Here is a 4,178-nt window from a genome sequence, read left to right as displayed (position 1 = left end):
TAAAGCCTGGTATACCATATAGCCAATCATTGTTTACCTGATATCGTAAATATTTTTCTTTAAGTTCATTAAATACAAGATAGAAAACGCAAATTGTTGTAACAATTAGGGAAATTTGCCACAAAAGTACAAGAAAACCGTTAAAAAAGGCAGAATCTGAATAATAGGATGCAAAACCGGAACTGATATTTAATACAAGTATAAAGAGCACACTGACTATTGATATAGACTGATATGTCCATATCCTACTGTCAGATGCAAAAATACTGTATAACATAGGAAGAAGTATGATAAGGTTAAACAATAACAACCATACATTTCCAAGAACGATATCCAATATCACTCCTTAACTGGTCTTTAATAGTAAAGAATTTTACGCTTTTACGACATATTAGGCAAACTGCTAAGACACGATTAGAAAATATATTTGTTTAGAATGTGAAGTTTATTGTATTTGTAAAATGAACAAATACTTTTTGCAGATGGCTTTCATTGAATTGAGCTTGATTTTGTTCTTTTGTATGTGCTCTTTGCGTATTCTGATATAATTGACAGAAATCACCAATTATAAGGGAACAAGATAAATGCTTTTTTCATCAATGACGTTCATTTATGTTTTTCTGCCTGTTGTTTGCAGTATCTATCTATTGGTAAGAAATGAGCTGAAAAATCATGTTCTCCTGCTCGCAAGTCTAGTGTTTTATGCCTGGGGTGAACCAAAATATCTTGCAATAATGATTGCAACAATACTTATAAACTATGTTTTTGCAATTTTTATTGAAAAAGCAGACAAAGAGATTCAAAAAGAAACAGTTCTAACTCTTTTTATAAATAAAAAAATGCTTTTGGCACTGTGCATAACAGCAAATCTGTCAATACTCTGTTATTTTAAGTACTTTAACTTTTTTGCCGAGAACATAAACCTCCTATTTAAAACAAATGTAGATTTTATTAAGGTTATTATGCCTATCGGAATATCATTTTATACATTCCAGTCAATTTCTTATGTTATGGATGTATACAGAGGTGAGAGTGCGCAAAAGGATTTGTACAAGCTTGCACTGTATATTGCTCTTTTCCCTCAGCTTATAGCAGGACCTATTGTCAAATACCATGAAATATCAGCTCAAATTGAATCACGATCAGTAAACTTCTCAACTTTGAGTTATGGAATAAAAAGATTCATCATTGGTCTTTCAAAGAAAATGCTTATTGCAAATACTTTTGGAGAAATAGCAGATAAGGTATTTGCATCAAATCCTGATTCTTTTTCACCTCAGATTGCGTGGCTTGGCGCTGTTTGCTATACACTTCAGATATATTTTGATTTTTCAGGTTATTCAGACATGGCTATAGGACTTGGAGCTATATTCGGATTTAAATTTCCTGAAAACTTTAATTATCCATACATATCTAAAACAATTACAGAATTCTGGAGAAGATGGCATATATCACTATCATCCTGGTTTAGAGAGTATCTTTATATTCCACTTGGAGGAAACAGAAAAGGAAACAAAAGAACCTATCTAAATCTTTTTTTGGTATTCCTTGCAACAGGTGTATGGCATGGTGCAGCCTGGAATTTTGTTATCTGGGGTATTTACAACGGATTTTTCGTAATAATAGAAAGACTTTTTAAACTGAATAAAGATACACAAACAAGACCACTCTATCAGAGAGGATTACTACATATATACTGCATTCTTGCATTCATTATTGGATGGGTTCTTTTCAGATCACCTGATCTTGAATATGCAATAAACTATATATCCAATATGTTCTTCTGTCTTGATTATACTGATGAACCATATATTCTTGAATACTATATAAGTGCCTTGGATGCTCTTCTTTTAATATTTGCTCTTATTGTATGTCTACCTGTATTTAAAAATATTCTTTATCGTTCTGAAAACAGCACGTTACTATCTGTTGCTGTTAATATCTGTACATATATTCTTTTGATTATTTCAACAGCACAGATAGCAGGCAGTACATATAATCCATTTATATATTTCAGGTTTTAAGATTTTTAGAGTAAAGTTGACCGAATTGACATGATTATAAAGATTGAAAACTTCAAAAAAATAAAAAAACTTACAGCAGTATTCTTCGCATCTGTTATTGCTCTTTGCATTACTTTTTTTGCAAAAGACATAACAGGCGATCGTTATTTTTCTGTAAGCTTAAATCTTGACAGCATACAAACAAATAAAAAAGTTACTCTTACTCTGACTGATGAAAGAGGGATCAGTTTTTCAGACAACTCTTTACATATAAAGGAATTTACAAAAGATTTTTTTGATAACAATATATTTTTTAAGATAAGTGCGCAAAAAGTAAGCTCCATAGAAAAGCTGATAATAAAAATAAATCTGATGGATACAGACAAAAAAGCACTGAAAATAAGTAATCTAAAAATTAATAAAAAACCAGTCAAACTATACAGCATAAAAGCTTTTGAAGATGGTTTTTATACTTTAGATAAAGTAAATAAGAACTCAGATAGCAAAACAGTCGATCTTAACAATGGATTTTCATTTAAGCTAAATGATGGCAATATTGCTATCTGCATTTTAGATGAGTTAAAAGCAAATCCAATGTCAGGAAATTATTCATTCTTTGGAATATTTATAATTTTCTTCTCCGTCTTTTCAATTTCATATCTTCTAATCCGTTTTTTACTGTCAAAAAAAGCTACAGAAAAAGCAAAAGGCTCAGATATTCTCTTTATTATTGCTGTAATTATTACTCTTTTAATACCTATTCTTTTACTTAATACAAAAGAGAATGCAAAAGATCTATCTGAAAACAGAGTGTTAGCTTCTTATAAAAACATATATATAACAGAGCCTAGCTTTAAGATTAATCTAAACTTCATGAAAGATTTTGAAAACTACTTTAACGACAGATTCGGTCTTAGAAATCAGCTCATAAAGCTAAAGCAGCTCCCTGAAAAGTCATCTTTAAATAAAATGTTATCAAGTTTTATAAGTAAAGAGAATTCAGCGTTCTGCCAGTCTGATGGCTGGTGTTTTTTAAACAATAACATTGGCGAAACTGAGATGTGCATCTTTGACAGAAAAAAAAGTTTTGCACCTGATACGACACTTTTAAAAGAGATAGTAAAAAGAACAGATAAACAGATAATACTGTTAGTTAATCCTTTAAAAACTGAAATATATCCTGAAAAAATAAGAATTTTTAAAGAAAGAAAAGCACCTTTATGGTATTTTTCAGATTATGCATATGATGAATTTTCAAAAATCAAAGCTGATAATCTTACAGTCATAAATGTAAGAAACCTGCTTATCGAATCAAAAAAATCACATCCTAATGATCTTCTGTATTTCAAGGATGAGCACCATATGACAGAATATGGTAACTATATAATTATTAAATACCTTATAAACAATCTACCAGCATTTTCAAAGCTAAAAGCCAACTTCAATATAGATAGCAGATATAAGCCTGTTTTAAAGCAGATTGCTACAGGTGAATTTATAGACGATACTAATTTTATTCAGTACCATGGTCAGACTTACGGAATAATTTTTGGAATGAGACAAAGATTTAAGAAAGGCAATTTTGCAAATCCTGTTGAATATCCAATGTTTTCTTTTTCCAATAATTACCTAAAAGACGTGACAATAAAGCGTGATCCTAGGTGCGATGCTAATATTCATCTGCACAACAGCATGGCAACTGACTTTAAAGTTTATGTATATGCAAACAGTTTTGTTGAAACATTCTCAAAAGTTATGGCTGCATGTGCAAAAGATGTTTACAGAGCCAGAGTAAACACATCCTGTGGTGCCGTTACATTAACAAATCCTGATTCAGTTATTGATGAAATTACTAAGATCAATCCTGATGTGATTGTTATTCCTTATTGGCAGCATACATTCTAGTCAATACTCAATACTACCTGTTAAATGATACATCTATATAAAAGATTGGACAAAAGAACAGACACAAATGGTGTCAATGTATCGATGATAAAAAACGGCAGTTAAGATTTTAACTACCGTTTGTAGAATGTCTCTGATAGAGGGAAACTAATTAAGCTTAAGCTCTAACCTCAGTTGAGTTCTCATCAAAATCATGATCAAGACCTGCAATCTGAGCCTTACCTTGTTTCCAGTAAGGTGACATTGCACGAAGACGCTCAATAATCTTTG

Annotated in this window: 3 protein-coding genes; 2 read left to right on the top strand and 1 reads right to left on the bottom strand. The window is 30.9% G+C overall.

All coding sequences use genetic code 11. From position 1 onward, the window contains the following. Positions 1-337, bottom strand: a 337-nt coding sequence (locus tag ACJML3_RS09615; protein ID WP_406022729.1) for a hypothetical protein, incomplete at its 3' end; no start/stop codon positions are given. A 247-nt stretch (positions 338-584) separates the two neighbouring features. On the opposite strand from ACJML3_RS09615, the gene ACJML3_RS09610 reads away from it, so the two are divergent. Both ACJML3_RS09610 and ACJML3_RS09605 read left to right on the top strand, forming a co-directional pair. Further along, positions 585-2,024: an MBOAT family O-acyltransferase gene (locus tag ACJML3_RS09610; RefSeq protein WP_406022727.1), complete on the top strand. Its 1,440-nt coding sequence runs from the start codon at positions 585-587 to the stop codon at positions 2,022-2,024. Between the two features lie 30 nt (positions 2,025-2,054). After that, positions 2,055-3,908, top strand: a complete 1,854-nt coding sequence (locus ACJML3_RS09605) for a hypothetical protein (RefSeq protein ID WP_406022725.1) — start codon at positions 2,055-2,057, stop codon at positions 3,906-3,908. The last annotated feature ends 270 nt before the right edge of the window (positions 3,909-4,178 follow it).

The sequence above is a fragment of the Succinivibrio sp. genome (assembly GCF_045124615.1).
Taxonomy (GTDB): domain Bacteria; phylum Pseudomonadota; class Gammaproteobacteria; order Enterobacterales; family Succinivibrionaceae; genus Succinivibrio; species Succinivibrio faecicola.
The sequence above is the reverse complement of the archived record's forward strand: the minus strand, read 5'-3'. Positions and strand labels throughout refer to the sequence as shown.

What these genes read in the sequence shown, in the direction of transcription:
- ACJML3_RS09610 (WP_406022727.1), top strand. Translation starts at nt 585, where the DNA reads ATGCTTTTTTCATCAATGACGTTCATTTATGTTTTTCTGCCTGTTGTT.
- ACJML3_RS09605 (WP_406022725.1), top strand. Translation starts at nt 2,055, where the DNA reads ATGATTATAAAGATTGAAAACTTCAAAAAAATAAAAAAACTTACAGCA.